Genomic DNA, 26,369 nt, shown 5'->3' with positions numbered 1-26,369 from the left:
TCAAACAGACAACTCTCCGGACGTTCGGCGGGTACCGCAAATACATTTGACATTGTTATAGAAAGGACCAATGTAATAGCAAATATCATCATGAACGTTCTCAAAATTCCTTTTGTGTTTTTTTTGGGCATTATTAATATTATCCATACCCTTAACTATTCAATGAACTATATGAGATTGATCCTAAAATTCTAATAGTCTTATATCCTTGCGATTTCAGAATCATCTTTAAATTAATTAGTCAAATTAGATGCTGAAGTTTAACACCAACAGTGATTAAACATAAACGCTTTTAGCCATCTCTATATGTGTCCCTGAAGATATCAATTCTCTCAAAAACAGAAGTTCAGTTCTTACGAGGTCAAAACCAATTGACCAAATCACCAACTACATCAGTAGAATTTGCTTCGCAATGAATTTCCAAAGTCATTTTGGTCACAATACATCTGAATAAAGATCAAATAACACCCGTTCGTTGAAAAGTTATTGACGAAGTGCCAATTTTGTCACAAGGGTCTTAATTCAACTTACATTAGAGTAGGTTCAAAAGAATCATTTAGGAAAACAGGACTTTATTGTATAGCTTGTGATATTTACTATTCACCTGACTTTCAAAAACAGTATACTGTAATGCAAAAACAGTATACTAATCAAAGAAGGTTAAATCAGTCTTATAACCAAAATCAAACGGGCCCGGTGGGCTTCAGGACGATATCAGTCCTTTATAATGGATTCCGATATTAGTCATAATTTCGGCATATGATTTTATATCAACTGATATAATAATGGTGCTAATTATTACCAAAGCTAGGTTAAGCAAGTATTTGGAAAGAATTGAGTATCTTGTTTACAATGGGTAAATATTGATTATAGTAAATATCTTGAGCTACAAACTCTATGATATAGATTTTGTCATTTTTTATGGTCCAGATTTCAGTCGCATCCTTGCTATATTTGTCATAACTATAGTCTAAAAATATCTGATGAGCAGGATAGCCTGCTAAACTAGCATTCTGATTCCAACTTTGGAGGTCAAAATTATGGCAATACAAACCTATCAGCTCCTATCCTTTTATTTGCAATAGTTAAAGACTTGTTATTGTTATTTTCTTTCGAGTTATTTTTGTTGATATAATTTTGTATATTCTCGTTTACATAATTACCAAATGTATTATAATCTTCTACAATCAGTCTAATACTGTTATGCGATGCTCCTATTTTTGAATCATAGTAACTACTTTGAATAGGGGTTAATATTTCAGCTACAACATTAAGGGATTTACTCTGATTGTGAAAAATGGTGGCCGCATCGCTTTCCTCTACTATCCATCCTGCTGGATACTTTATCTTTATTCCATAGGTAGAGTTGATATAAACATGGGAAGGCTCTGCTCCCTCTTTCTCAACGATGCTATTATTAATAGTTCTATCATTACTAATATTCGATATGGTTGTGAAATAATCTCTAGGTGATCCCATATTATTGTATGCATTAATATCAATTATGTTTGATTTCGACAACGACAAGGAGTCGACAGAAATATTAAAAAGTATTAACGAAAGTGAGAAAAAAACTAATAATAGTAACGAGAATAATAATCTTTGACTCAAATTGTATTATATCCTTGTAGATTTCACTTTACAAAAAATAGGAATTATGATGATGAGGATGCATTTGTATTATTTGCTGTTGTTGAAGTTGTAGAATTTGCCGAAATCACCTGTGTTTCACCAAAACTCTGTCCTCCGTTGTCGCTGATTCTCATTATAGGTGTATCTGTACCGTTCATATTTTTATCCCACCAGGTAACATATACCTTATCATCAATAGATTCCATTTGTATTCGCTCTGAAGCAACTCCTTCTGATAAGCTCAAATTTATGTCCTTACCAAAAGTTTGGCCGCTATCGTTTGATACTTTTATAAAGACATCCGGTTGATAAGATGTACTGTTCTTTTCGCCTCCTGTTGCTATTACGTATACGTTACTACCTGAAGCTGCCACTTGAAGCTCATAAGGAGATGTTTTCACATCGTATGAATACAACTGAGACAGGGGTACTTGGTTTGCTAAAGTTGAGTTGGAATTGTCAGTTAGTTTTATAGCTGGATTGAATGTTTTTCCATTATCGTTTGAAGTCATGATATAAGCATCAGCACTACCTGTTTTGTTATCTGCAAAAGTAACATATACATTATTTCCTGACACTGCTATATCTGCTTCCACAGAAGTTCCATTGGTAGAATTGCTTAGGTTAATCTTGTCGCCAAATGTCTGACCGCCGTCCTTTGATGCCTTAAACATCACCTCATAGTTTCCGGGTACCTATTTCCCCACCATGCAACATAGACGTTGTTTCCAGAAACAGCTATTGGGGCCTTTCCATCGCTTCTATCTATACATGGCCAAGAAAAACCATAAGATGATTGAAATTGATAGAATGAGGTTAGTATTGCTGAAAGGACAAACAGTGATACAATTATTGTGCCTTTGAATTTGTTTTTCATAAATCTCTTATTATAATGGAGTATAAAAACAAATATTTTTTAAAAGGATAAAATTTATTTAAAATATATCAATATCTCACCGTTAAAGAATCTATATTCTGTAAGACATATAGACAATATTATACAACGGGCCCGGTGGGCTTCGATCCCATGACCTGCGGTTCCGAAGACCGCCGCGATATCCTGACTACGCTACGGACCCTCCTTTGCTGATGTATAAAATCAGGGCAGTTATATAATTTATTGTTGGGAGAATCTGTAAAGTTTTCAATATCGTGAAAATTTGTTGGAATAATTGCATTTTGGTTATTATTTACCCGACTGAATTCATGAGCTCCAATTAAGAATTCATACAAATTATTGATTTCAGTAGCTGATTTTCTACATATTTTAGCCTTACTGACTGCAACCGAGTTCTCAAAAACAAATATTTGTTCTATGGAAATTAGCTCTGTCAATAGGTGAATATCTTTTTTCAAGATCTTTAATAAGATGATAAACCTACTTATCAATGGTTAAAATCGATTATTAGTTGTATCAAAATGAATTCTTATATTCAATAAAATTGCAGGATTAGTTTGTCAGTCAAATACCATTTCAAACTCTTGTTTAGAAGGTAAAACCTCCATCCTACCATTTCACTGCCTTACTAAAACCCTTTCAAGTCACAATAATGGTTGTATGTTAGCAAGATCGACAAATAAATGACATCAAGATTTACCCGATCTACTTTTTCGAGTCTTTGAATTGCAGACTTGAGATAGTAAATCACGAATCATTGTAATTGTAATTATTGACGTTAGAAGTAAATATCATTATGAGTATAAATAGCATGTTAATTCTAGTATCGTGTTAAAGGTGATTTGAGATGTTCGATATTCTAAACACAACAACTGGAACTCTAGACCATACTTTATTACAATACTTGACGCGATATGATGAAAACGTTCTTTCAAATTTACAAAGCGAAGGAGATACAGGAGCTGATCATTACGACGATAACGTTCAAATTCGTACAGGTAATGAAAATACGAAATTTGTTAATAATAAAGTACATACTCGACAGATCAAGCAACGAAAACAATCGCGGTTTTTAATTGCAGAGTCTGAAAATGAACTGCGATATTTGTTTGAGACATATTTAGATCTCTTACGTGTTGATTCGGATATAGTGGAAAGTGGTAATAGAGCTCTGTCTACCTTTGTTCAAAATAAAAACAAGGGAAAGGAGTATGACGCGGTAATTTTGGATACACATTTGGAAGGAAAAAAGGGATTGGACGTCGCAAAAGAAATACACAGAATGGACAACTCACAGAGGATTATTTTGGTAACCACTGATACGAAAGAGCAATTATCCAGAGATGAGTTACAATCTGCAGCTATACGTGACAAAGATATTTTGGTAATGCCATTTGAACTTTCAAGCTTGTCCAAATTATTGATTAATGATTCTAACAATCGACCCTCAATTGAGTAATGTTCTTAAAAGTAGATTGGAAAACCCATAACATCTTGACAACAAATGAACTCCATGCTAAAACTGAATACTGGATGTCCCAATATCCCGATAAATGAGGACTTGTTTGGTTATACCAAAAATACTATTTCAGCTTTATCCAATCGATGACTATGAATATATTACCATACCAACAAATATTCACTTTGGTATTATTTAAATTTCTACCAGAGAGATTCTGCAGGACACCGCAATAAGTTAAACGGAAAGCAGTAATAACCTTTGAAATATGTAGAATGCAATTATAGAATAGATTACAACGCCTTTTGCCTGATAATTTGAAACAGTAGGAAAATTATTAGAATCAGATGTTCGACTTACAGATTATGAAACTAGACAAGCATGGTCACGAATCAGGAAACACATAAAGAATACAAACCGAACATAGGTTCTAAGTACATTCTTTTATTACCTTTCACAAAAACCATTTTAGAATAGATGTATAGATCTAAACCGTATCCACGGTGAAGTATGATTGGCGGTACATTTCATTAAGCTAGATTCATAGTAGCAATTACATCTATAATTTCAGAAGGGTTTTGCATCTCTAATTCCACGCCGCTCATCATACAAGGCCCGATATTCGAGCATTAAGTTTCTAGCAGGCTAATATTTCTGTAATGTTAGATGTGGATTCATTTACCGAATCCAGTAAATTGCAAACAAGTTGATCATTATCGTTGTCGTTGTGTGTAAGAATATCTCTAATTTCATTTGAGGATTCAACTGGGTTTGTAACATGAAGTGGATCTTAATTAATACATCAAGTGATGGACGAGCAAGGTTGTCTGAGTATAATTGAGAGCAAATTGTAATCTAAAAGTCGCAATGGAGTTTGTAGATGCATAAATGAAGCATGTACAGGACAAATTGATATTAATGATGAACTTAAGGGTAACTGAAATGAATTCAATCTATATTTTTATTGGAAACAAGCGAATTGTTTACTTTCTTGATTTTAATTGAAAATTGTAATTCTAGTAGATAAATTAATTGGCCCCGAAATGAAGAGTACAATTATGGTATTTATCGGGACCAATGATGGTTTTGTTCCAACAATTTATCTTACAGAAAGTAAATTATCGGTCAATGATGGTTTGCTAGTAATAATAACAGTTTAACATGATACAAGTATGTAATAATTTCTTTAAATTAAAGATGTTTTATTATCATTCAGTCGCCATCATTAAATCGATTGTTAATCTGGTTAAATATTTGAAACACGCATTTCCACCAGGGATATTATACTATAAATATTATTTTATACATGAAATCCAAATGTATAGACTTCAATCTTCAAAAATCAATCTATCGATCTTAACTGTTGTGGCTACTTTAACTATATTAGCATCAATAGTCATATCTTCTAATCTTCAAGGACAAGAGGTATTTGCTCAAAATTCAACCAATGCGACTACAAGTACTCAGATAAATGGCACTAACGCCACAGCAAATACTGTCGACACCTTCCGTGCTCAGGGTCAAATATCTAGTTTAGCCTCAGATACTCTGGCCGGTAGAACCAATAATTCTTCTGAGAACGTAATATGGGTATTGGGTGGTGACTGGGAATTCAACGTTGCAGATGGTAACCTGACAAACTTTGTTGTTGATATTAAGATGACCAACGTTGATGGAACAGCAGCTCATAAACATTCTATTGAAAAATTAAATAACGCGACAGGAATGCCAATGGGATCTCAGCAGCCAGAGCAATTGGAATTGATGACAGGCCAACCGGGGTCTAAAATTGCATTGGTAAATGGAAATGCCACCATGTTTAGAGGTACTGCTGACCTTACAACAAACGAAAATGTCGAATGGACCAATGTTCCAGTGCATGTTACTCTCTTTAATGGAAATGTGATAAACATCAGCATTGACCCTGCAAAGACCGAAGACCACTTTAAAGGACTACCCATATTTGGAACGGTTCAATCGATAACCGATGAAAACGGAAAAGAATTAGTAAAGAATTAGTGCCTTTCTCTTCATTTATTTCTTTATTAGTACCAAGAGAACATTTAGGTCACTATAGTGATAAAAGAAAATACCTTCCTAGTAATCTAGTAAAAGAATTCGCCAAAAAAATCTATAATGAAAATGGAATTGGAATAACTATTCAAGATATAATAAACGAATATGGCTTGGATAAAAAAAAGCCGCACAAAGAAAGATAAAGCATCTTTTAGAACATAAAATTCTTTTTACAGCCATTGACCTAGAAAAGGAAGGAATAAAAATTCGAGGCATAAAAGAGAAAACCCACAAAGATACTATCCTAGCGACTATAAGCCAAAGATAATTGAAAGAACAATTATCATTATTTGTCTGGAAGTATGGCCCAGTATCATATAATTATTATACTAAAGCCAAATCATTACATAATATTATAAGGCATGGACCACATATAGGATCGTGAAACAAAGATTTTCATTAGGAAATAGTTGCGAATGCATGTGTCATGGCAAACCCGGTATCATAGATTTTTGTGGATACTGTACGACATCTCATAGAAATGTATTCTATAGAAATAGGACACAAAGATAACAAATATTTTTGCATTAGTAAAGCCAATGTCCTCTTTATTCAAATAGAATGGATCCCTTTCATATATTATCATAAATGATTAACAACCAACAAATTACTTTAATCCTTCACTGCCTTATCTATTATTGCGAAGCTAACCCATAACCAATTCACATTTGAGTTAAAACTCATCGTCGCTAATGAATCGATTCTAAACTTCCACCTTTACAAATCGCACCCTTGTTTAACCAAAATCATTGAATTCATACAATAAATAATAGTTACAGGTCCGATATACCTCATGGATTCGAAGCCCACAGAATTCCTAATACATTGTACGTTCCCATTTATTTCAAGTATTTAATATTTTATTGTATAATAATTTTTAAAAATATAATTTATAAATTCTAGAATAAAATTAAACTCGTACTGTGATTATAACTAAACCCACCGGGACCAAATGATTTAACAAATAATGATGATTTAGATTTATTTAGATCACTATTTTTTGCATCTATAATAATAACTTTATTGTTTCAAAATGTTATAATTATATCAGGTATATCCCATATTACTTTTGCTTGCTTATTATTATGTTGATTGTCTTCAGGTGTCCATCCGGTATCATAGTATTTCTGATAAATGATATTCCTTATTTTGCCACTTGAAGCCCCAAAAGTTATTTCAGTGTATTTGATTTGTTTTAATTTTATCTTAAACAAATCGGAGATGTTATCAAGAATTTTGTAAAAGACCCATCATTCATATAGTTTATTCACTTTATTCTTATTTTTCAATGTAAAAAAATAATATCGTAAATAAAGTTCTATTAGTTCTTGATTATTATTGGATAGCCAGATATAATATTTCTATTTATAGAGAAGCCTGATCAATCCAATATATTATCTTGGAAGTGTCCCAGCACAATCTTTTCTGCTATTATTCACTTTATTGATATCATTTTGACTTTTGTTAATAGTATCGTTATCCTCCGATTACGAAGCCTCCATCAACTGGAAGATATGTTCCTGTAAGATACTCGGCATCGTCACTGACCAAAAATGCTACCACCTTTGCAACATCTTCGGGTTTTCCAGCCCGTCCTAATGTAGTTACGGATTCAAATTGTTGTTTGAAACCTGAAATAATATTTTTGTTTTGATCCGTCTCTATCAATCCTGGTGACACGATATTTGCTCTTATTCCATTTCTGCCATATTCTTGAGCGATATATTTTGCAAACGCAACTAGACCCGCTTTTGCAGTTCCGAATGCTGTTGCACCTATAGGGATTGGGTATTTGGCGCTTCCTGTCGCAATATACACAATTCTGCCGTAATTATTTTTGAGCATACCGGGTAATGTGGCTCTTGTTATCTCATAAGCTGCCTTCATCTCATCATAAAACTTTTCATTAAAATCATCCCACTTTGATTCCAGAAAAGGTTTAAGAAAATATCTTCCAATCATTGCATTATTCACCAAGATATCAACATCCCCAAAAGTCTTCTGAATTTTATTCATCATATGATCAACTTGTTCAGCATTAGTAACATTCGCTTGAATTGCCATAGCATTTCCAACCAATTGGTTACCATTTCTATAATCATTAATTTCTGAAACCACTGAGTTTGCAGAAGTTTCGTTATTGAAATAATTGACTACGACATTGGCGCCTCTTTTGGCAAGGGTTTTACTTATTGCCGCACCAATTCCTCTACTTCCGCCAGTGATCAGGGCGGTCTTGCCAGTCAAGATATGAGTCGTCTCTATTTTCTCTACCGAGTCACTCAACTTTGTTAAACTCCTTTTTTGTCCTGTCTATGGACTCGTCCATTGTTATATTCATAAATTGGTTAGTCATCCAACTTACTAACAATAAACTGTAATATTAATATTTGGTTGGCCATCCAACTAATATCTATGTTAGTCCGAATACCAAGTTTATCGACGGATTGAGTGAAAGCAAAGAGCAAAAGAGTCAATGAAATTTTAAAGAATGCATTGATCGTCCTTGTCAAAAATTGGATATGAAAATACTACATTAGCAGACATAGCAAAAGAATCTAGGGTAAGTAGAGGCATATTATATTATTATTTTTCGAATAATGAAGATTTGGTAAGTAAAGTCTTGGCGTATAGCTCTGAAAATATTATTCAAACTACCATTAAGGGTATTAAAGGAAAACTGCAGATGAAATAGCAGATAATATCATCAAGGACTGTATCCAAAGCTTTAAGGAATATCCTGACTTTTATGCATTTTTGTTTGAAATGTGGTGTGTATCAAGAAGAAGCGATAAGTTCAAAAAGGAGTTAATTATATGCAGTGCTAAAGTAACAGAATCGATTAAGAAAGTATTGGATGAAGCAATTCAAAATGGAATATTAAAAAAGAATATAAAAAATACTGAGGAAATGTCAAAAGTTCTATTGGCTTTGTTTAATTGAATTGCTTTTGAAATATTAATGGAGCCTTCTAGGGATTTAGAGAATAGAAAGTATTGGATACAAGTTAGGAATACGATACTGTCCATTCTAAAATCGTGACAAACTCTCTGATTGTTTTAATATAACAGAACGCTCTTATCACTAGGAACTTAATCCCCATATGCCCAGACTAAATGATATCGTATATGATAATGCGATAGTAATAATATATCAGGAGTTTACTCAAGCGCACACAAATATAAATAACTTGACTGACATTTGACTCTACTCCCGTCTAACGGATATTTGATATCACTCATTACGCTATTTTAAAACTTGTATATATTGAGACTAAGAAATTTGAGATAAGGAAATAACAGCGTATAGAGAAAGTTAAGAAGCAAAATGAAATAAACTTTTGATATACTTTCGATCCCGTTTATACTTATTAGGACCACCGCAAAATACCCTATTATTCATGACTAATCCATATTTACAAGAATGTTAGAAAAATCACTTCATAATATAATCAAAAAATAATCCTTATAGATAACCGTTCTGTCATGAGGATTTAGGTTAACAAATCTAAAAATAGGTGAAATGGTTGGATACAACAAGGTGAATCTAATGAGCTCAGATTGTAGATGTTGCCAATAGCGGAACAATGTTTGTTATTCATCCGTATACCTATTTACTTTCCTATTGCTATTCCATATATCTTATCCTTGGAATATAATATAGTGCCTATTCATGCTAGCCTTGTTATTAAGATCTGTCTTCCATTTCAGATTCTTCCTCTTCTTCTTGTTCTTCTTGTTCGCCTTCTTCCTCTTCATGAGCATCCTCATTTTCTTCATCAGAGTCTGTTCCAGTCAACATCTCTAATTGTTCGTCTGCTAATTCTATTTGTTCTGCTGCTTTGGTATTATTACCATTATCCAATGCTGTAATGGCTTCTGTAAGATGTTGTTTTATCTGATTTACATCGGCTGTTTGATTTAGTGACGAAGATTGTTGTTGTAGCTCTTGTCCCTGTGTGTCTGTTGTCATGTTCTGAGCAAATGCAGCTGAATTGTTCATGGCCATGATGGCCAAAGACATTGATGCTAAAATAATTGGCATAATGAAGCCCAATGCGAGTTTTTTGTTCATTGTAACCGTCTTTACAAGCCATTAGATAATAAGATATTTGGTACAAGGTGTCAAATGTGACTAACAATTTAGGATTATTATTTAAAGTTCATTTTGTTGTTTGTACCAGAAATGTTTTATACCTAGCAGTGGTGGAGTAAAACAAAATTGTATTCAGGGGGTTTGGTTCATTGCAGTAGTTATTATTATTATTATGATCAATACCACTCTCATGATGGGCTTGGATACCTAATCATTTGCATGGTGGCTGGATAGATTGTGGGAGATGATATTGTTGGCGATACAGCAAAGAAGATTCTTGATTTTATCCATAACAATCCCGGCTGCCATCTGCGCAAAATCAAGGAAATGATGCATATTTCAATGGGAACTGCACAATATCAACTAGATAGACTAGAGAAAGCCGGGAGAATAACTTCAACTAGAACTGGACTCTATAAGCATTACTTTCCAGTAGGAGTCTTTCAAGACAATGAAAAAGAAATACTGCAAATCCTCAGTCAAGATACCCCTAGGGAAATTCTCATGATAATAATAGAAAAACAGGCTCCTACTCAAACTGATATTGTAAACAGTATTAATATTTCAGCTGCCTCCGTTAGCTGGCATATTAAAAGGTTAGTAGAGTTCAAACTTGTGGAAGAAATTAGAGAAGGTAAATACAAGAGATATCAATTGCATAATAGAAAGGTTTCAGCGAAGTATATCTCGACATTGATGCGAAATTACTATCCTGCTATTTGGGATAAATGGAGTAACAGGTTGGTAAATGTCTTTCTTTCATTATCAAGGAGCGACAACCTATAATTGTTAACCGCAGCTTTTGTCTTTTTTTCTATATCGCTTTTTCTTCCACAAATTCCTCTTCTTGCTGTCGAAGAATTTGATGAAATTGAAATAGAGCATTTTGATGACATTGAATTTGGTATCGACGCAGTAATCGGAGTCTTTGCCCTACTCTTGTTTTCATTATCAATTCTAGCATATAAAAGAACAAGGCTTAAAATGATGGTATACGCAGCAGGCGCATTTGTCCTATTTGCGATCCAGTTGTTATTACAATCATTGGAAGAGACATATGATTTTCTGGAAAGTCCATTAACTGATATTATGACATCTGCATTAACCCTTGCTATTTTGGTATTGTTCTTTTTGGCAATAGTAAGAGGTAGATAGATGATTTTTGGAAAGAAGTATTAATTCAAAATGATATGGGACATATTCACAATACTAGCTTATTATATTCTAACCATAGAGAAAAAGAGTGATCTTCTGAGAGTTCAAGACACATTTTGCAGATCGATTACGACAACACTAGCAAGTAAATCTGAATATAACATGTTAGCAAGTTTTGTTTGATTTGATACATAATAAACCAAATCAATGAGTTGCTGTAGTTGGGATCCAAAAAAGGCAATTGGAACCACATGTGCTCGAGTTACTATCCTTATCAATCAAAGGACATAAAGACTCTAACCATTTTTCCAATCTGCATGGATATCATTTTGATTTGCACCAAACTTGTTTAATTATTGATCTGACGCAGTAATAAATGGTTTGTTAACTTTTAACTAATATCGTATATTTCCAAAAATAGTTGTTGATGAAGCAAGTTTTTTTACGGCAACTTCTTTTACAAAGAAAATCAGAATTATAACTACAATAGCTCCGGGTATTAGAGACAAAAGAAAAACAGTTTGTAAATCCATAACTTGAAGTATAGCAAATGCGACTAGAGGTCCAGCAATGGCTCCTAACTGGCCGATTGTTATGTGAATTCCAAATGCTTTTCCAGATAATGATTCAGACACTGAATCTGCTATCAAAGCATCACGTGGAGCGGTTCTTATTCCTTTACCAATCCTATCCATAGTTCTAACAATAAATGCATCAAACCAGCTATTAGCAACAACGAAAAAAGGTTTATTAATGTTATTGTTATTCTAACATTCTCAGAATTAGTTAGACATTTTCAAATATTTCTCATCCTTTTCGATACTTATGGATAAAAACAATAATATCCAAATAACTGAAAAACCTATTTTCTATAATTATAGTGTAGAAATGTCGAACAAAAGGGAGTTCCTTTAACAATGAAGAACAAATGTACTGTAACCCTAACATCCCTTATGGCTATATCGTTGATATGTTTTATTTGCAGCGCACCTTTGGTATTTGGTGTACCACCCGATCCCAATTTTGGTAGCCAAAACCAATGTTCTATTAGAGATGGGCCTTTTGGTGAGAAGGATCAGATAATAAATTGTTGCTGGGATGAACCTGATTTACTAAATCCTGGAAAAACCGTCAACTGGTGTCAATCATGTATAAACACAATTCCACCAAGTAACTGCAGCGAACTCTACATTGAAACACCTTCATCACCACAAGACCCTGCATCACCTATACAAGATGATGGAGTTTTAGAACAACCAGACAAGCCAAATAAAGGTAGCGTTATGAATTTGCCAAGTAGCAATGAGAGGACATTAGAATAACAACAAACTTCTTTTGAATACGAATGGATGAATAGTCGATGTGGTCGATAATTAATCGAACCTTCCTTAGAGGACTGATATCATCCCGAAGTCCACCGTTTTAGTGAAAAACGTTACAGCGAATAGATCTTTATACCTCAATATTTCAAGAATAGAAAAAAATACAAAAGAATTAAGAGATATAGAACAAAAAGGCAAAGAGGAAAATCATATAGTAAAAGGAAATCTTCAAGAAAATGATGAAGAGATCAAAAAGTTAAACGAACAATATCAAAGGTTATGAAGAGAGCAATCATGAGAGACATGATGGCAGATTTGCAACTTGAAATTACAATCACAAGAACAAAATGACAAACCAATTATCATCGCTACAATATTACAAGGCATTAGAGAAAAAGATTAAGGTAAGAGGATAATACAGAAAGTATCTTGGATCTGATACTTGGACATGTCCAAGTTCTAATGATCCAGGCGACAACTTCTATATCGCAGATCACTTATGCAGAACAATCACTATTGCAGAAGAAATAGGAATAGACAAGAAAATTATTTAATATTCTTCACTATTAAAAAGTAAGCAGTTTATCAGATTCTGTTACTATTCTTAACATGTCCTTCATCGTAGATATTGGACAAATATCAAATTTCATTTGACGAGAACTTATACAAGTTCCGCATGCAAGTAGGTGACCCTTCAATTCGTTATATTTATTCAGTTGTTCTTGAACGTTGAATTTTTCACTCCTTATGCTTTCAATTTCAACACCTTGTCCTAGTAAGAATATCTCTACTTGATGTTCATCCAAAAGTGCAGTATTTGCAAATCTCAATGCGTTCCATACCAATTCTGGATCAGTATTACTAATAATAATTCCAATTTTCAATTCTTATTGACTATATGGATTATCTATTAATATTCTAATAGAAGTTAAACAAATTCGAACATATGGTTCTAAGCGGATGCTTTTCCTGCATTATTATAAGTAAAATACTCTACTAAAATAGTTGTTCATCATCCGCTATTCCAAATATCAATCTAGGTCTGATTTGAATGGATGTATCTGTCCTATTCTTCTCCCTTTAGTTTAACCAGTACGGTATACGAATTTGAACAGTTTCAGGAGCCTTTTTGAGTATTTTCTCCATATATCCCAGTATCATAGTCATCTCCATATCTCACTTCTGCGAAAAATCCCGTACCTACAGGAACATACCTTGAATCAAAGTCAAAAGTTCTTTGAATAGTAGTTTCAGCAGGAAAAGTTGGATATTGGTATTGTACAGGTCCCTCATCGATTGAAACAGTGATTTGACCTTTGTAATCAATAGAATCTGTGATCGTAATTTTGACAATGACCTTGAATGTGTTCCCACTATTAGGTAAACTTGAATATGAACCGGTTGGAATAATAGTTAAATTACATAAATGCTCTAAGCAATTGAGTCCTCTCTTAGTGGGTGAAAATGCAGCGGAAACCACCAGGCCCCAAATCAATATTACCGTTGAGATTATACTTTACAAAACAATGTTAAATATTATTCCTTTAGTATTTGAGATGCGATAATATAGGTTTCTCAATTTGGTAAGTCAGGATAGCAACTTCCGAAAATATCGCAAGGTATAAACTCATTAGACTGCATTGTTATTATTTAGATGGCATTTAATTCCAATAGCCGTTAAATTGCAAACTCAACACTCTGCTTTTACAACCAAAAACCCATGATCCAGTAGCAGTATGAAAACCCTTATTAATTTTTGAAAGTATAAGTGAGTGAAAGTAAAGATGTCCAATCCAATCTCTGACGGTATGGGCTGGAGGGTCACTGCATCTATTATCACCTTTTTCGCGTCTATAATAATCATTATTATCTGGTTATTCTTCTATGCAGAAAATTACACTATCTATCAGAACGTTGCCATAGTTGTAGTTATCTTTTTAGGATTTATCGCTATAATGGCAGCCACTTGGGCCTCCTGGGGCATGAAGCAGAGTAGAGAAGGAAAGTGGCGCAGTAGTAGTAGCACTAGTAGCAGTAGCAATAAGAAAGGCGATTTGGAATAGGAGGCTGCTTTTCTTGTTCTACCTATTCACTTTCCATCCAAAAATGCTTTTGATTTTTTTCGGAGTATGAATTTATCCATAATTATCAATACCAAAACAGAGGCCACTGCAAGTAATACCACAGGAAATTGTACTTGTAACATACGTTCTATTTCAACAGAAGCGACTACACCAAATAAAGCCTGGAAATTATGAAAAACGATAGTGGCATAAATATTGCGTCCAACGAAATAAACAATGCTTGTTAATAATCCAGGTAACATTAGTATCATAACCATGTTGATCTGATTAAAAGGCTCACTATGAGCAGAGTGATAAACACCAAAAAGCACTGTTGATGTAATGATGCCTACTATAACTGAAAGTTTTTTCCCAAACTTGTTCTTTGAAAAAGATTCCATGCTAGCACCTATGACCGCCCAGCATACCACCACCTCTGCTACAGATGTAGGTAATGTTTGAGAATATACATTGGAAATTACAATAGGATTTAGCGATGCAGGTCCTTGAATAACAAATAACAGAAACCCCATCGTTCCTGCAACAGTTACTAGCACAACCGTGTTTTTTACCGATCTAAATCCTATCTGACTTAACGACAGTGGACCAGACGCTGTAATAGATGGTTTGATGGCCAAAATGGCTATCACAGTTCCTATGATCATGTTTACAATAACAGAGTATTCGAATCGTCCTAGTGGATCGTCTCTATGTAGTAGGTTTATTCGACCTTCAAAAAGATAGGTGGCAAATGTCCACACCAAATAAACAGTAATTGCAACCATCATTAGTAAAATATGTGCTTTTCAACCAACTTTTTATTAACACCCTTGCTTAAAAGTAGAAGAATCCGAGTCTGTGAAGAAATCCCAAAGGAACGGACGTCAACCAAAAAATTTTTGTCATCCTATATTTAATCTAAATGTCCTTCTCTATGTAAGCCAGAAATGATTTTAATTAAAGTGTCATAATCAATTTCGAAACCAAAAGTAAAGAATTCTTTGAAACATTGAGAATTTGAGATTATCAGAATTAATAAATATAATTTAAATAATTCTGTTCTTTATGCTCTGTCACGACTAAATATAGAATTCATTTTGATATAACTTTAGACTGCCTATTAAATACTATGATATTCATATTAGTAAATCATGAATATGTTAGGTATATTCTTAATTACGCTAGCATTTGTAATTGTAACATTAGTTGAAGTGTCTATGACACATTCTATACAAGCAAAAACACCAACAACTTCTGATTTACCAATGACTACAATTAACGAAACAAATTCAACGGTTGATGTGTTAAACAAAACTTCGCCGGCTGAAAATGCAACTGATGTCGTTCCTGTAGTTCCTATGTAGATGAAAAATGATTATAGAAGCCTCATTTTGTATTTTGGTAGTCTTAAATAGGAACTATTTATTACGTCATCCATACTCTTAATGGTTGTTTAGTTTACAGCATAATGAAGATCCAAATTCAGTTATTTGGTTGTTGAAATTTAAGGTTACTATCGATTATCCTCTAACCTCCAAATATGGTGATGCACTAAAATAAAATGTCGTATCAATTATTAAACTACCTGAATTTGTGATTTGGTAAAAAGCATTATCAAAGGAGTTCTAAGATAATATCACGAACATCATAGTATGGAACCTACATCCATACACCAAAGGTTCAAACATGAATCTCTATTTTTCCTTTTCTTTCAAAATGAATAAAACGATTAGTTGTTGATACCTTCCACTTCGTTTTTATCGTCGTCATCATTGTTTTCTGTGTTCTCTCATTCATTATCATCCTTCCCCTCGTCGTTAGACTCGTCATTATTATTACCTGTAGATTCAGAGTTGGAGGGAGGGCCTTGGTCTTTTTCTAAAGAATCCTCATCTTCTCTTTCACTCTCTTCCTCTCTTTCTGCTTCTTCACATTCCGAGGAACTGCCTCCAGAAGAACCTGACTCTTCACTACAATTTTCATCATCAAACCATGGATTACCTTCATCATCTGTTTTCTTTTCTCCACGTTGATTATCTCGATCATCGTCATCGTCATCGTCACTCGATCGAGATTCGTCATCATCATTATCGTTATTTGAGAATTGGGATTGATCATTTACAGAGAATGTATTAGCCAAAGAGTCTCCACCACTAGTAGCAAATCCATCAGTTGAAGCAAATGATGTCTTTGTATTAAGAGGAATGCTCATTGAACTTTGGGAGGAATCGACATTAAGAGAGTAAAATGCACCTTGTGATTTAGTTTTGTTGTCTGTAATAGTTATATCAAAAGGAGCCATTTGATTGTGAGCAAGGTTTCCAACATTTAGACCAGATGTCTGAGTTCCAATAACACCTATACTAGAATTGTCATAAAATGTTGCAACTAGATTTAAGAACTGTTCTGGACTTTGACCTTGATTAATAATACTACCAGTGATATGAGGATTCCCGATATTATCCACAAAGGAACTGCTTCCATTTAGTACAAGGTTTGCTGGTTTTTCTGCTGATGCAGGCTGAGAAGTAGTTGAAAATTCCATAAAGTCAAATGTGCCTAAGATTTGTTGGGGATTTTGTATTACGATATCAAATGGAGATAATTCACCTTGTCTGAGAGTTTCGATTGATGAGAATGCAGAGTGGTTTCCAACTACAGTATTGTTTGCGGTATTAGAAAAAAAGGCTGTAATTACAATGCTGTTTTGAGATTGAGTTGAGGTATTATTTACCTCACCAATAATATGAAAATTACCCAAGTCATCTGTGTATGTAGAAGTACTTTGAATCTGGATAGGGTTCGAATCTGATACTTGTGCAGATGCAAAAAAGGGATTATTTTGTAAAAGATTCAATTCAGTAAAAGGAGAGACCGAAATAAAAAGTGAGATCATGATTAGAGGAAATAACATTAGGTTTGGCCTATTTTTTGAAAACGTCATTTTGATTATAATTTATACAAGTAAAGTATAAATAAAATTATTTCTAAAAATAAATAGCAAATATACTTCTAGTTGAAAAATGTAGTATATCATTCTGTACCATTATCTTCGATTGGGTTGTCCCATTTCGTTTCTGTTTAACTATCTGTCAAAACGAAACCAATTCAAATAAATATAGAATCTCTTTCTGTGACCTGAAGACTGAGATCAGACTCACACCGCAAATCGAGGAGTAATAGCAATGGCGAACTTTGCTGCGATTTTCTCCGTCCTCAAATTACAAATTCCTTCATATGTGTACTTTTAAATTTATTTAATTGATTAGAATTGTTGCTTTTATTGAATTTTCTATATGAAAAATCAATTATGCTTGCAATTTTTGAATGGATACATGTATTATGAGATGATGACGACATTATTCGACAAACCAAATGCTACAGTTGAAGGTTTACTATATTTGCATATTGTCTTTGACACAATAATATTATATCCATATTGTCCTTTTTATGAAAAATATTCAAAAATATTTTACATTATCACTCACACAAGAATCATTTATTATATGATGAAATAGTCAAGTTTAATTTATTATAATATCTATATGCAGGGCGATAGTGGTTTTCACCAAGATGAACCGTCAAAGGAATTTGAAGATAACAGAACATGTATTATTCAAAGATGTTATACGCCTGCAGAATATCAATGTCCAACCTGTATGAAAAGATATTGTGACGAGCATTTTAGGATTCATGGTCATTTTGATAATGGTGGGAGCATTGACTTAAGATAGCAATTTTAGGATATGTCAATAGTTAATAGTATTATCTTGCTTCCTTTAGATGAAAAGTTTATTTTATCCTATTTCATAGTATAGAGTCCCTTTTTTAGTTGTGAAAACACAGCGGAAACCACCGGGACGCATTTTAGAGTTATTTGATAAGACTGGTATGGGAACTTAATAGACCACCAACTTGAACTTTTCACAGATTTGGTTTTATATTTTTAAATATATTAAAATAAAAAATAATTAATGGTTTAATGCAAACACTGCGGAAAGGAATTCTCCATAAATGAAATTACTTATTGTTCTTCATGTGGAAAACCCCGATATCCAAGTCAAGAAGTAACCCGGCCCATGGTTGTAACTCAGAACAAAAATCCAGGAGCAGCAGTTCTGATTGCATTAATTGCAGGCTTCTTTGGATTTCAAGGAATTGGACATATGTATACAGGTAAAACCAGCAAAGGCATTGGCTTATGGTTAATCGGATGGTTGATGGGTATCTATATTGTGCTTTTTACATTTGGAGGAGTATTACCTATGACAATAATATTGGAAAGCATATCTTATCATATTGGATTTGACAAACATATGATGGGATAAAATGGCCAAGTATTATAATGAATATCTTATGCAGAATAGTAAAGGTCTTTGGTAAAGATCAAGGATTAATAAAACAATACATTGTTCTAAACGATCATAATTAAAAATTTAATGTCCTTTAATGGCACTGATTTTTTATATTGATTTTGTAGTAACAATGCATAATAAACCAAATGGTATCGCTATTAAACTTTTATGCATATGTAAATAGATTGGCGATGGTAGATTGATATTTTCCGAACCAAATGGTATCAATAATATTAAAACAATGCATGTAGAAGAGGCTACAGATGCACTAATAGTATCACCTTATGGAATACATGCATTAGTTATTTATTCAGACATGATAACATTAAGAGAATTTTGTTCATTTTATGCAAAGAAAAGTATCGAGGAAAAAAATGAATTGTTGTATTTAGCACCATTCTATCAAACAGTTGGATCTAAAAGACAATCACTTTCGGAAGGACACAGGTCAATAGATGTACAAAAACACGAAAAAGAACATAAGTCCTTAATTATTGCAGATTCATTAGAAAACTATTATGACAAGGTTGCAAAAATATTTGAAATAGAGTCAATACTAAATGCCAATCATAAATTAGTAGAGTATGCCAAATCCTTGAACAAGAATGGGCTTTCATATTTAGGTGATATGGGGGCTTTTCTTTTTAAAAATCAAATCCAAAGTCTTATAGATTATGAGTTCTCTTTACCTACTGAATTTGATACAAATTTAAACTTGAAGGGCATTTGCCTGTATCATATACAGGATTTTGACCGATTAACTTATGATCAAAAGCAAAAGATAATAAAACATCATAAGATCGCAGTTAAAATTTAAAAATAAGATTACAAGTTTGATATTATTGGTAGTATATATCCTACTACAACATATTAAACTGAAGTTTTTAAGGCACTAATGATCATATTTCGCAAGTCAGAAAAATGAATAGGTTTTTGAATCAAGTTATCAATCCTAGCGGCTTTATAATCAGGATTATTTTTTAGGTCTGAAATATCAAAAGCCGTCATTAAAAATATTTTGATATTTTTATTGAGTCCTCTTATCTTTTTTGCTAAATCTATTCCATTCATGCCCGGCATTCTCAGGTCGGTAATAATTAGCGAAAGGCTATCGGGAGTTTCCTTAACATAGTCTAAAGCCAATAGTGGATCAGTAAAGGATTTCACATTCAACCCCTCTTTTGATAAAAAGGCTTTAAATAGCATTGCTAATTCAATTTCGTCATCTATCACAATAATTGAATGATTAGAGGCAAAAGACTTGTGATTGGACGACATCATGACTATGACATTATAAAATTATTTAATCTTAACTATGACAAGAATCTGTATATTAATAGCAAATATATGTACAGCCCTAAATTATGAAGCAGATTTACATTCGCTATTTACCTTTCTGGAACCTCATCCAAAACCCAAAGATTCAAATCCCAACCTTGTTGATAATCTGGTTTATTCGAGGTAACTATGTATTTGTATTTTAATCATAAGGAATATCAAAAAATAAATATTCTGAATGTAATAATCATAATTTCATTTTCTATGATTATTGTTAGTTTTAATTGTCAATCATCACCGGCGGATTAGCAGTATAGGAGTAGGTCACAACAACTCGCAACATAATTCAGAAATTCACAATAGTTCTTTGAGCATATCTAATGACCAAAATAAATTTGCAATATTAAACTTTGATGATGGTTGGAAAAGTCATTATCAAATAGTCAAACCTATTCTGGACGAGTATGATTTCAAGTCTACATTCTACATTGTTTGCAATTATGTAGAAGCAGAGGAAAATGAGGATGGCGGTAAAGTAGATAATAAGCGTATGAATTGGAATGAAATAAGCAAATTGAAAAATGATGGAATGGACATAGGTTCCCATACCATGAATCATGAGGATTTAAAAGGATTATCTGATTCTGAAACTGAATATGAAATAGGAGAATCAAAGTAGTGCTTGCTGAATCAAGGGATAAACGCTTCAACATTTGCCTATCCTTTTAGTAGCGGGACTGATGATGAATTTGTCATAAACACAATTTCAAAATACAATGATTTAGGTAGAAGTGGGGGAAGCACGTTGATGTTTTTACATTGCGATGGATGGCCCAATAAGTCAGATCAGAAAAACTGCAGAACTTTCAATGAGAACGGAGAATTAAATCCAATAACAAGATATTCTATGTTAAGATGGGCACATCAAAATGATAGAGGCAATAACATTCAAGAATTGTATGAGAACTTTATTGAATTTGTCAACAGTCAAATGAAGTATAATGCACCTAAAGATAACAGCGAAGGGAATAGTTTCTTTTTCTGTTGTGGCTATTCCAATCATCGTGTATCATAATGTTGCCGAATCTTCAGAGGGCAAACTAACAATTAGTTCTAATCTTTTGGAAAAGGAGATAAAGTATCTTTATGATAATAACTTTAATAACAATGTCGGATTTAAAATATAATTCTACTAATGATTTTCTATACATAAGAGATTAAATCCTACTCCTGTTTTATACGCCTATATGATAAACAAGATAAATTAAATCGATGTAATGATCCATTTGGAAGGAACACTAAATGAAATTATCATAAACTGTAATATAAATTGAAAAAATTCTCTTTAATCAAGATTCCTTAATTACGTTAGCCCAGAAATAACAATTATATTAAATTTAGACGCGATTGATATATGACAAGGGTAAAATTCTATAGTAACCAGCAGTTATCTGAAATTGAAAAAAGTATTAATGAATTCCTCAAAAAAGAAGAGGTAAAGCAGTTAATTAATATTAAATTTAGTGCGGGCGTTAAAGACGGGAATAATGAATATACCGCTCTAATTATTTATGAGGAAAACATTACTCCAGGTAAAGAAGAACCTCAAATGTATGAGTAGATCTATACTTATTTGAAGAGCATAAATGGGATTTAGATTTGTTTATAAGCATCATAACAAAAAGAAAAAGATCCTCAAGGTCAATAAGTTATTATACAAACAAATAAACTCAAAATCCCCGACTATTGTTGAGAGACAGTGATAACCTTTTACCTACTTCACTAAAATCCTCTAGTGTCAAAAATCAAAATATCTAGATATAGTTAAATAATTCTAAAAAACAATAATAGCGATAGTCATCGTTATCTGCACCTTAAATTATAGTGATCGATGACGAAGTAGAACTAGTATCACTTTTCAAAGAATCTTTGAGAAAAGAAGGCTTTAATGTATTCTCTTTTACTGATGCGGAATTGGCTTTGGAATATTTTAAGGAAACTACTGATAGACATAACTTGATCATAACAGATTTGCGAATTCCCGGTATGTATGGAACAGATCTTGCTAAGAAGATAAGACATATTAACAATAAAATAACAATTTTTTAATGACGGCTTTTGATGTAGCGGATTTGAAAGATAACGAGGATTTTAAGAAGGCAAAGATAGATAGGCTACTTCAAAAACCCATTCGCTTGGCCGACTCAAGACAATTAATCCGGGTCTTCAAGTGAACATTGAGAATAGTAAAGATAAACAATCTTGATATTGATCAACGTTGTCTATATCATTATCGCCATTGAATGTCTTTTTAATATTTTTTCTTGAAAGTCTTTTGACATTTTATTAAAGTCTTTTTGATGATACATGCAAATGCCCTTCAGATTAATGTCAAAATTTAAGGGTAAAATGGATTCGTAATCCAAAAGACTTTGTATTTGGTGCTTATAGAAAAATGCACCCGCGTCACCCAAAATAGAAATTTCTTTTTTACCCACTTCCTCAGCATTTTGGACTATTTCTTTGATATTTTTCCAGATGGATTCTACGTTACCATGATCAAAATATCCTCTCAAAGCGTCAACAATGATCAATGAAGCTCCCACTTGTTTGAGTATATCGATACTGGTCTTACCATTTTTAGACAGTACTTCCCTAACAGAATTCTCCGTTTCATAAAAGGGCATAACCTGAATCGTTCCATTCTGGTTGATTTGCCTCTGGAAATAACTAGAATAAAATTCTCTAAGAGTGACAAGATCACGATAAATAAGTAGACAATGTAGTCCAAATGCAGTTTGCGAAATAGTCTCGGCTGCATCTCTCGGATTCATCAACTGGCCATAATCAATAGGTGAAACTAAATCTCCCCACCACGAGTTGAATATGCATTATTGTTTATTAAGAATTTGTCGTTTGATTTATAATAAAATCGACATATTTCCCTCAAATCGGAATTCATCCAATATATCAAAAGCAGATATTGTTGCTCCTGCATTAGCCACTATGTCACGGTTTTCTTTGAAATCTCAAATATGGTTATTGCAAATAAATATGATTTTTTTGATCCTTTGAAATCTATTAAATGTTTAACAATGGTACCTGATAGGAATTTGAACTTACAAGGCATACATCGTTAACGTTGAGAATTATGATTTGGTTAAAGCAGGTTCAACAGAGTTTGAAGATAAACTCATTCATCATGGTAAATAAACCATCATTTATGAAACAAAGGTTCAAATCCCTCTCCCGGCGTTGCATTTCTTCAAAGGATTGCAAATGTTTATTTGATCCGTTTGTATAGTAAACGAGTTCTTTTTTAGTGGTGAAAATGCAGCGGAAACTACCGGGCCCGTTTGATTTGTATACTTTCATCCTCTTCAAATTAACACATTAAAAAATTAAGGGACTAATTAACCAAGAAGATCACATAGTTTAGAAAAGAAGCGAAAACTATCCAGATTAAATATGGAATTAAAAGTATCATAGCAAGTTTAGAAATTGATTTTGCATAAATTATAGTAACTATTACCATAATATCAAGTAGTATGATATCTAATAATCCTAAGAATGGTGATCTTAATCCAAAAAACAAGAATGACCACAAAGCATTCAGAATTAATTGAATTCCAAATACTACAAAAAAGGCGTTTCTAGTCTTTGATTTTAACTCATCTTTCCAGACTATGTACAAAGATAGACCCATAAGAAAATACAAGGTAATCCAAACAGGACCAAATATCCAATTAGGTGGAGCAAATGCAGGTTTTTCCAGTGTCACATACCAATCAGAGATAGAGTCGAAAGTAAATAATGAACCAAATATACCTGCGGATTGACAAATAATTATTGAAATGATAAATTTAAGAACTTTTTGTACATATGATATCATATCTAATCTATTTATCAGATAACCTAAATATTAATAAAGTAACAGTTCCCATTTACCTCACAGATCCGAAGCCCACTGAATTTTGATATTGTAGTACGTTCCCGTGTAATTTTTGACCTTTTGATCGGATTATATGCTTATTGTTAGAGAATATTTTATCATTCATTCAATCTAAAATTATTATTATATAATCGACTGAAAATTTAGACTCGTAAAGTATCTATTACTAAACCCACCGAGCCAGTTTCATTTGCATACTATTTTTGCATTCCATGATACTATTTTCCAGATTAGGTAAATAGTATACATCACAAGTAATACCGTAGAATCTTACTTTCTTCCATGATTCACTTGATCCAACTTGAATTGGCTAATCATTTTTTCTATTCTATTAAATCGCCTTTCATACAGGTTATTAAAATAGATACGTCGCTGTTCCTCAGACTGTCCACTAGTTGTTAGAAAATTAAGTTTCAATGCATCTTTTATCTGCTTTAGCTCTATCGAATCACTTCCATATATTTTTTCAATATCCCTTTCAATCCTTGATTTCCAAACACCGTATTTTTCAGGACTGTTCGATCTCTGAATTTCAAAAGTATAATTCAATAAATCATCTAATACCTTATTAGAATGATCATTCTCACTATCTTTATCCCCTTGCAAGTTCATAATTCTATTGTCATTTAATCCCGTTTTGTTTTCAGAAATCGGGATATCGCATCTCTCATTTTTTTCTCCAAATACTTCTAAATTGTGATCTGTTTCTTTGACTACATGGCTAGTATGAGGGGAATCTAAAGCCGTTACTTCTCGATTGAAATATTTTTCAATTGGCATATCTTTATATACATTTTGTTCCTATTAAGGTTATCACTAAGTAACTCGTCATATCTTAACGTTAAGCATCTTTTTAGCCATGTTTTAGATTGATTCCTTCATGAGAATCATAAATCGAATTTTGATTACTATTTCATGTTTTGACCATTAATTTTGAAAAGATTAGTAAACATTGTAGTATAGAGTCGACTTTGAAATATATCTGAGCAATCCATTAAACTCCTCTTTCTGCCATCACCTTCTTTTTAGCTATGCGAATACGTATCAATGACAAACCCATGTATGCACAACAATAAATCAAGATATCATGACTTTGTGATCAATTGAAGGTAAGATTCAGTGGTAACGTACCAAACTTATATTTACTAGTTTTTAAAAACATGGTCACTTTGTGTTAAGAAAATGATTATTTAGTAGGTGTGAGGTTTGGCAATTGAATATGACAAGCTAAAATTTATAGGATAAAAAACATTATCAAATATGGAAAATGTCAATCCAATTCCGCAAGGGTTTCATACAGTAACTCCCTATCTAATAGTGTCCGACGCATCGAAGTTAATAGATTTTATAAAAAAAATCGTTCGATGCAAAAGAGATTGATAGATTTGAAACCGAAAACTCAATAATGCATGCAATAGTTCAAATCGGTGACTCTAAAATTATGATTTCTGATTCTAATGAGAATATGAAACCAATGCCTTGTTTTTTATATCTATATGTCGACAATGTTGATGAAACATTTCAAAAAGCGATAAACGCCGGCGCTACCATTATGAGAGAACCTACAGACGAATTTTACGGAGATAGAGGCGCTGGCATATTGGATTTTGCAGGCAACAGTTGGTATATCGCCACTCATAAAAAGGACGTTTCAAGAGAGGAACTTACACGATTGGCAGAGGAACAAATGAAGAAAATTAAAAAGTCATAAACTCTTTTTGTTTTATAACATTATTCATAATTCTGTTACAGATTATTTAATCTCCTCAATGCAATTAGCACTATCAAATTTAACTCTGTCGACTCCAAAAGTGAAAAATGGTCGCGGCAATATTTATTGATTTTGAAATCATGTAAATGATGACACTAACTCTAGATCATGCTAGGGAAAGGGCGCCCTGATAATATTAGAGAATCACTAATTTGGTGGTATAAGAATCATAATCCATATTGGATTGATACGGACTATATACACAGGAATTTGTCAAATTTTTGTTCTATTTATCAGGAAATTGCTAACATCATTGTCCTAGATGGAAATTTATTTATTGACAGTTTCCGTATACCTCATAGATTCAAAGTCC

36 protein-coding genes and 1 tRNA gene are annotated in these 26,369 nt (G+C 32.9%); 20 read left to right on the top strand and 17 right to left on the bottom strand.

Features of this window, described 5'->3' with window-relative positions:
- Window positions 1-812: 812 nt before the first annotated feature.
- From ACMT7R_RS10115 to ACMT7R_RS10095, 5 genes are all read right to left on the bottom strand, one after another.
- Window positions 813-1,052: a hypothetical protein gene (locus ACMT7R_RS10115; RefSeq protein WP_415311631.1), complete on the bottom strand. Its 240-nt coding sequence runs from the start codon at window positions 1,050-1,052 to the stop codon at window positions 813-815.
- Window positions 1,039-1,521 carry a hypothetical protein gene (locus ACMT7R_RS10110; protein WP_415311630.1) on the bottom strand — a complete coding sequence of 161 codons (483 nt, stop codon included), beginning with the start codon at window positions 1,519-1,521 and terminating at the stop codon, window positions 1,039-1,041. The genes ACMT7R_RS10115 and ACMT7R_RS10110 overlap by 14 nt, the downstream gene beginning before the upstream one ends.
- A 134-nt stretch (window positions 1,522-1,655) precedes the next feature.
- Window positions 1,656-2,306, bottom strand: coding sequence for a hypothetical protein (locus tag ACMT7R_RS10105; protein ID WP_415311629.1), 651 nt, complete (start codon window positions 2,304-2,306; stop codon window positions 1,656-1,658).
- Entirely contained in the window at window positions 2,306-2,509 is a 204-nt protein-coding gene (locus tag ACMT7R_RS10100) for a hypothetical protein (RefSeq protein ID WP_415311627.1), read from the bottom strand. Before ACMT7R_RS10100 ends, ACMT7R_RS10105 begins: the two co-directional genes overlap by 1 nt.
- 127 nt (window positions 2,510-2,636) lie before the next feature.
- Window positions 2,637-2,711, bottom strand: a tRNA-Arg gene (locus ACMT7R_RS10095).
- Window positions 2,712-3,377: 666 nt separating this feature from the next.
- Between ACMT7R_RS10095 and ACMT7R_RS10090 the strand changes: the two genes are divergently transcribed.
- The 3 genes from ACMT7R_RS10090 (at window position 3,378) to ACMT7R_RS10080 (ending at window position 6,208) form a co-directional block, all read left to right on the top strand.
- A complete protein-coding gene (locus ACMT7R_RS10090) occupies window positions 3,378-3,989 on the top strand; it encodes a response regulator (RefSeq protein ID WP_415311626.1) in 612 nt (203 codons plus the stop codon).
- Window positions 3,990-5,243: 1,254 nt separating this feature from the next.
- Complete coding sequence (locus tag ACMT7R_RS10085; RefSeq protein ID WP_415311625.1) at window positions 5,244-6,008, top strand: hypothetical protein; 765 nt, start codon at window positions 5,244-5,246, stop codon at window positions 6,006-6,008.
- The gene (locus ACMT7R_RS10080) at window positions 6,008-6,208 is read left to right on the top strand and encodes a hypothetical protein (RefSeq protein ID WP_415311624.1); all 201 of its coding nucleotides are present in this window, start codon (window positions 6,008-6,010) and stop codon (window positions 6,206-6,208) included. Before ACMT7R_RS10085 ends, ACMT7R_RS10080 begins: the two co-directional genes overlap by 1 nt.
- An 885-nt stretch (window positions 6,209-7,093) precedes the next feature.
- Here the strand turns inward: ACMT7R_RS10080 and ACMT7R_RS10075 are convergent.
- Window positions 7,094-7,279 (bottom strand): hypothetical protein, encoded by a 186-nt coding sequence (locus ACMT7R_RS10075; protein WP_415311623.1) that lies wholly within the window; start codon window positions 7,277-7,279, stop codon window positions 7,094-7,096.
- A gap of 262 nt (window positions 7,280-7,541) precedes the next feature.
- Complete coding sequence (locus tag ACMT7R_RS10070; protein ID WP_415311622.1) at window positions 7,542-8,351, bottom strand: SDR family NAD(P)-dependent oxidoreductase; 810 nt, start codon at window positions 8,349-8,351, stop codon at window positions 7,542-7,544.
- A 220-nt stretch (window positions 8,352-8,571) separates the two neighbouring features.
- Between ACMT7R_RS10070 and ACMT7R_RS10065 the strand changes: the two genes are divergently transcribed.
- Together ACMT7R_RS10065 and ACMT7R_RS10060 are read left to right on the top strand one after the other, a co-directional pair.
- Window positions 8,572-8,760 carry a TetR/AcrR family transcriptional regulator gene (locus ACMT7R_RS10065; RefSeq protein ID WP_415311621.1) on the top strand — a complete coding sequence of 63 codons (189 nt, stop codon included), beginning with the start codon at window positions 8,572-8,574 and terminating at the stop codon, window positions 8,758-8,760.
- A gap of 62 nt (window positions 8,761-8,822) precedes the next feature.
- On the top strand, window positions 8,823-9,008 hold the full coding sequence (locus ACMT7R_RS10060) for a hypothetical protein (RefSeq protein WP_415311619.1): 186 nt from the start codon (window positions 8,823-8,825) through the stop codon (window positions 9,006-9,008).
- A 744-nt stretch (window positions 9,009-9,752) separates the two neighbouring features.
- Here ACMT7R_RS10060 and ACMT7R_RS10055 read toward each other — a convergent pair.
- Entirely contained in the window at window positions 9,753-10,139 is a 387-nt protein-coding gene (locus tag ACMT7R_RS10055; protein ID WP_415311618.1) for a hypothetical protein, read from the bottom strand.
- Window positions 10,140-10,397: 258 nt separating this feature from the next.
- Here ACMT7R_RS10055 and ACMT7R_RS10050 point away from each other — a divergent pair, with 258 nt between their 5' ends.
- Both ACMT7R_RS10050 and ACMT7R_RS10045 read left to right on the top strand, forming a co-directional pair.
- The gene (locus tag ACMT7R_RS10050) at window positions 10,398-10,946 is read left to right on the top strand and encodes a winged helix-turn-helix transcriptional regulator (protein ID WP_415311616.1); all 549 of its coding nucleotides are present in this window, start codon (window positions 10,398-10,400) and stop codon (window positions 10,944-10,946) included.
- Window positions 10,947-11,315 (top strand): hypothetical protein, encoded by a 369-nt coding sequence (locus tag ACMT7R_RS10045; protein ID WP_415311615.1) that lies wholly within the window; start codon window positions 10,947-10,949, stop codon window positions 11,313-11,315.
- Between the two features lie 395 nt (window positions 11,316-11,710).
- Here ACMT7R_RS10045 and ACMT7R_RS10040 read toward each other — a convergent pair whose 3' ends face one another.
- Entirely contained in the window at window positions 11,711-12,070 is a 360-nt protein-coding gene (locus ACMT7R_RS10040; protein ID WP_415311683.1) for an MFS transporter, read from the bottom strand.
- Between the two features lie 162 nt (window positions 12,071-12,232).
- On the opposite strand from ACMT7R_RS10040, the gene ACMT7R_RS10035 reads away from it, so the two are divergent.
- Window positions 12,233-12,637 carry a hypothetical protein gene (locus tag ACMT7R_RS10035; protein WP_415311614.1) on the top strand — a complete coding sequence of 135 codons (405 nt, stop codon included), beginning with the start codon at window positions 12,233-12,235 and terminating at the stop codon, window positions 12,635-12,637.
- Between the two features lie 103 nt (window positions 12,638-12,740).
- A complete protein-coding gene (locus ACMT7R_RS10030) occupies window positions 12,741-12,920 on the top strand; it encodes a hypothetical protein (protein ID WP_415311613.1) in 180 nt (59 codons plus the stop codon).
- A gap of 283 nt (window positions 12,921-13,203) precedes the next feature.
- On the opposite strand, the gene ACMT7R_RS10025 is transcribed toward ACMT7R_RS10030, so the two are convergent.
- The gene (locus tag ACMT7R_RS10025; RefSeq protein WP_415311612.1) at window positions 13,204-13,521 is read right to left on the bottom strand and encodes a DsrE family protein; all 318 of its coding nucleotides are present in this window, start codon (window positions 13,519-13,521) and stop codon (window positions 13,204-13,206) included.
- A 233-nt stretch (window positions 13,522-13,754) separates the two neighbouring features.
- Window positions 13,755-14,132, bottom strand: a complete 378-nt coding sequence (locus ACMT7R_RS10020; protein ID WP_415311611.1) for a hypothetical protein — start codon at window positions 14,130-14,132, stop codon at window positions 13,755-13,757.
- 289 nt (window positions 14,133-14,421) lie between these two features.
- Between ACMT7R_RS10020 and ACMT7R_RS10015 the strand changes: the two genes are divergently transcribed.
- A complete protein-coding gene (locus ACMT7R_RS10015) occupies window positions 14,422-14,700 on the top strand; it encodes a hypothetical protein (protein ID WP_415311610.1) in 279 nt (92 codons plus the stop codon).
- A gap of 26 nt (window positions 14,701-14,726) precedes the next feature.
- On the opposite strand, the gene ACMT7R_RS10010 is transcribed toward ACMT7R_RS10015, so the two are convergent.
- Window positions 14,727-15,488: a CPBP family intramembrane glutamic endopeptidase gene (locus ACMT7R_RS10010; protein ID WP_415311609.1), complete on the bottom strand. Its 762-nt coding sequence runs from the start codon at window positions 15,486-15,488 to the stop codon at window positions 14,727-14,729.
- Window positions 15,489-15,851: 363 nt separating this feature from the next.
- Here ACMT7R_RS10010 and ACMT7R_RS10005 point away from each other — a divergent pair, with 363 nt between their 5' ends.
- Window positions 15,852-16,064, top strand: a complete 213-nt coding sequence (locus ACMT7R_RS10005; protein ID WP_415311608.1) for a hypothetical protein — start codon at window positions 15,852-15,854, stop codon at window positions 16,062-16,064.
- 425 nt (window positions 16,065-16,489) lie between these two features.
- Here ACMT7R_RS10005 and ACMT7R_RS10000 read toward each other — a convergent pair whose 3' ends face one another.
- Window positions 16,490-17,644 carry a hypothetical protein gene (locus ACMT7R_RS10000; RefSeq protein ID WP_415311606.1) on the bottom strand — a complete coding sequence of 385 codons (1,155 nt, stop codon included), beginning with the start codon at window positions 17,642-17,644 and terminating at the stop codon, window positions 16,490-16,492.
- Between the two features lie 601 nt (window positions 17,645-18,245).
- On the opposite strand from ACMT7R_RS10000, the gene ACMT7R_RS09995 reads away from it, so the two are divergent.
- The 3 genes from ACMT7R_RS09995 to ACMT7R_RS09985 all read left to right on the top strand — a co-directional run bounded on the left by ACMT7R_RS09995 (window position 18,246) and on the right by ACMT7R_RS09985 (window position 19,872).
- On the top strand, window positions 18,246-18,434 hold the full coding sequence (locus ACMT7R_RS09995) for a hypothetical protein (RefSeq protein ID WP_415311605.1): 189 nt from the start codon (window positions 18,246-18,248) through the stop codon (window positions 18,432-18,434).
- 345 nt (window positions 18,435-18,779) lie between these two features.
- A complete protein-coding gene (locus tag ACMT7R_RS09990; RefSeq protein WP_415311603.1) occupies window positions 18,780-19,028 on the top strand; it encodes a hypothetical protein in 249 nt (82 codons plus the stop codon).
- A 226-nt stretch (window positions 19,029-19,254) separates the two neighbouring features.
- The gene (locus ACMT7R_RS09985) at window positions 19,255-19,872 is read left to right on the top strand and encodes an MEDS domain-containing protein (RefSeq protein WP_415311602.1); all 618 of its coding nucleotides are present in this window, start codon (window positions 19,255-19,257) and stop codon (window positions 19,870-19,872) included.
- Between the two features lie 53 nt (window positions 19,873-19,925).
- Here the strand turns inward: ACMT7R_RS09985 and ACMT7R_RS09980 are convergent, their stop codons facing one another.
- Window positions 19,926-20,336 carry a response regulator gene (locus tag ACMT7R_RS09980; RefSeq protein WP_415311600.1) on the bottom strand — a complete coding sequence of 137 codons (411 nt, stop codon included), beginning with the start codon at window positions 20,334-20,336 and terminating at the stop codon, window positions 19,926-19,928.
- A gap of 268 nt (window positions 20,337-20,604) precedes the next feature.
- Here ACMT7R_RS09980 and ACMT7R_RS09975 point away from each other — a divergent pair, with 268 nt between their 5' ends.
- From ACMT7R_RS09975 to ACMT7R_RS09955, 5 genes are all read left to right on the top strand, one after another.
- Complete coding sequence (locus tag ACMT7R_RS09975) at window positions 20,605-21,012, top strand: polysaccharide deacetylase family protein (RefSeq protein ID WP_415311598.1); 408 nt, start codon at window positions 20,605-20,607, stop codon at window positions 21,010-21,012.
- 3 nt (window positions 21,013-21,015) lie between these two features.
- Window positions 21,016-21,408: a hypothetical protein gene (locus tag ACMT7R_RS09970; protein WP_415311597.1), complete on the top strand. Its 393-nt coding sequence runs from the start codon at window positions 21,016-21,018 to the stop codon at window positions 21,406-21,408.
- Window positions 21,409-21,747: 339 nt separating this feature from the next.
- The gene (locus tag ACMT7R_RS09965) at window positions 21,748-21,954 is read left to right on the top strand and encodes a sporulation protein Cse60 (RefSeq protein WP_415311595.1); all 207 of its coding nucleotides are present in this window, start codon (window positions 21,748-21,750) and stop codon (window positions 21,952-21,954) included.
- 263 nt (window positions 21,955-22,217) lie between these two features.
- A complete protein-coding gene (locus ACMT7R_RS09960) occupies window positions 22,218-22,442 on the top strand; it encodes a response regulator (RefSeq protein WP_415311594.1) in 225 nt (74 codons plus the stop codon).
- Complete coding sequence (locus tag ACMT7R_RS09955) at window positions 22,442-22,567, top strand: hypothetical protein (RefSeq protein WP_415311593.1); 126 nt, start codon at window positions 22,442-22,444, stop codon at window positions 22,565-22,567. The genes ACMT7R_RS09960 and ACMT7R_RS09955 overlap by 1 nt, the downstream gene beginning before the upstream one ends.
- 48 nt (window positions 22,568-22,615) lie before the next feature.
- On the opposite strand, the gene ACMT7R_RS09950 is transcribed toward ACMT7R_RS09955, so the two are convergent.
- From ACMT7R_RS09950 to ACMT7R_RS09940, 3 genes are all read right to left on the bottom strand, one after another.
- Window positions 22,616-23,167, bottom strand: coding sequence for an MEDS domain-containing protein (locus ACMT7R_RS09950; protein ID WP_415311592.1), 552 nt, complete (start codon window positions 23,165-23,167; stop codon window positions 22,616-22,618).
- 575 nt (window positions 23,168-23,742) lie between these two features.
- Window positions 23,743-24,225, bottom strand: a complete 483-nt coding sequence (locus ACMT7R_RS09945) for a TspO/MBR family protein (RefSeq protein ID WP_415311590.1) — start codon at window positions 24,223-24,225, stop codon at window positions 23,743-23,745.
- 330 nt (window positions 24,226-24,555) lie between these two features.
- The gene (locus tag ACMT7R_RS09940; RefSeq protein WP_415311589.1) at window positions 24,556-25,065 is read right to left on the bottom strand and encodes a hypothetical protein; all 510 of its coding nucleotides are present in this window, start codon (window positions 25,063-25,065) and stop codon (window positions 24,556-24,558) included.
- 625 nt (window positions 25,066-25,690) lie between these two features.
- Here ACMT7R_RS09940 and ACMT7R_RS09935 point away from each other — a divergent pair.
- Window positions 25,691-25,996 (top strand): VOC family protein, encoded by a 306-nt coding sequence (locus tag ACMT7R_RS09935; protein ID WP_415311587.1) that lies wholly within the window; start codon window positions 25,691-25,693, stop codon window positions 25,994-25,996.
- Window positions 25,997-26,369: the final 373 nt, after the last annotated feature.

The sequence above is a fragment of the Candidatus Nitrosocosmicus sp. FF01 genome (assembly GCF_047711275.1).
GTDB lineage: Archaea > Thermoproteota > Nitrososphaeria > Nitrososphaerales > Nitrososphaeraceae > Nitrosocosmicus.
This window is presented reverse-complemented; position numbering and strand designations above follow the sequence as displayed.